Origin of the sequence: Bacillus sp. 105MF, assembly GCF_000374885.1 — a bacterium.
Taxonomy (GTDB): Bacteria; Bacillota; Bacilli; order Bacillales; family Bacillaceae_G; genus Bacillus_A; species Bacillus_A pseudomycoides.
Genome location: NZ_KB895669.1, coordinates 1 through 1,985, shown reverse-complemented (window position 1 = coordinate 1,985; position 1,985 = coordinate 1). Strand labels below are relative to the sequence as shown.

General features: G+C 36.3%; 1 protein-coding gene. It reads right to left on the bottom strand.

Annotated features, from left to right (window positions below):
* Nucleotides 1-1,605: group II intron reverse transcriptase/maturase (gene ltrA, locus C564_RS0131350; protein ID WP_018768228.1), on the bottom strand; the 1,605-nt coding region annotated here is incomplete at its 3' end.
* Nucleotides 1,606-1,985 lie beyond the last annotated feature (380 nt).

The following is a 1,985-nucleotide window of genomic DNA, read 5'->3' as shown; positions in this document are numbered from 1 at the left end:
TTCTTCACCGGTTATATAACACTTTCCATATTGGGCAACGTATTTAGATATCCTGTTATCGTTGTACTCAATACTTCTACTCTTCGAGTAAGTGTTCATAACTTGATTAAGAACATCTTTTGGTATTGCTCTCAGATTACTATGCACTTTGTTACGCCCTTTCTCTGTGTAGTTACAGATATCCTGTGAAAAATTCCACGGATTTTTATGATGCATTCCTGTAATTGGTAAGAGCGGGGTATTTTGTACAACATAAATCTTAGAATCTGATTGTATTCCTTTGGCTTTCTTCTTGAAATTAACAGATGTATTGCAGAATTTCATGTGCTTCATTTTGTGCCTAAGTCTGACTCTCATGGCTTTCCAAAGAGTATACTTCACCTCTGTTAAATCCATGTAAATTGTGACTGCATATTTGTAATAATTTTGTATACCAATAAGAGCTATATTAAACTTGGTAACACTCTCTGAAGTAGGTTCTTTTTGAATATCTTTGATTTTCTCTTTCAACAATCTCTTTGTTTTAGTAATAGCCTGGTCGGACATACTGGTTTTAGCGATGTATCCGAATTTGGCTTTACCTTGTTGTACAACTTTGATTTTAAAGCCGAGAAAATCTGATGCATTTTTCTTGAGATTAACCACTTTAGACTTATCTGGACTGATTTCCAATCCCAAGCGGGATTGAAGAAAGTCAACTGTCGCATGATAAAAGCGTTGTGCTTCCTCATAAGTTCGACACATTATTTTGAAGTCATCAGCATAACGTACAATGTAACCACATTTTAAATTTGTGTATTTCTTGGCATACTGCCGAAATCCTAAATGCTTAGTAGAAGTTCTATGAGGTTTGTAGGTTTCCCATTGACTACTGACCCACCAATCTAGTTCATTTAGTACGATATTTGAAAGTAAGGGAGAAATAATCCCCCCTTGCGGAGTCCCTTTACTGGGGATACCCTCTCCTTCAATCTCAGATTTTAGGATTTTTGAAATAACACATAAGAGAGATTTATCTCTTATTCCTAGCGTCCACATTTGTTTTAGTAATTTCCCATGGTCAACATTATCAAAGAAACCTTTAATATCAATGTCAACACAGTAGTGTTGGTGCCCTATGTTGATTAGGCTTACCACTCTACTAAGAGCATGGTGGGTACTTCTGTTCGGTCTAAAACCATAACTGTGGTTATGAAATTTTGCTTCACAAATAGGTTCTAATACTTGGAGAATAGATTGTTGCACCAATCTATCCCAAATTGTAGGAATACCCAAAGGTCGTTTCTTGTCACTTCCCTCTTTAGGAATGAGAACTCTCTTAACCGCTTGTGGTTTGTAATTGCCTAACCGTTTTCTGACTTCATGAATAATCTTTGTATCATTCAAATGCCAAATATCTTTTATGGTTAAATTATCAACTCCAGGAGTTTTACTCCCCTTATTGGTTTTAATGTTTCGGTATGCTAATCGAATATTTTCTTCAGAACCAATAATATTAATCAATTTGTAGAAATTGTTACCGTTAAGACTACTGGAATATAACTCGTCATACTTACTTTGCATGTCATAATATTCACTGTGTCTTAGTTTGGTTTTCTTTAACATGGACTGTAACCTCCTTTCACTTTCTGGAGGATTACATCTCTTTGGTCTTACTCGAAACCATGTTAACCGTAAGTAACTGTCAGTCTTCAATCGACTAGTGGCTATCCCTCTGCGTTCATTACACGCTTCATAGGTACTATGCCACCACTTTCACTGCCATAAATCTAGGTTATACATCTAACTAATATCATTAGTGTTTTCCCTAGAACCACTTCATAGAGATGCAAGCCCTCGGTGTTGACAGCTTACCACGTTCCATCATTCCTATCTGTACATACACTGTTAGGCTTCTCCTATGAGCCTGCTACCTTGATATTGCCTATAACAATATATGGACTTTCATAAAGGAGAGTTTTACTCATCCACAGTAGCGACACTAA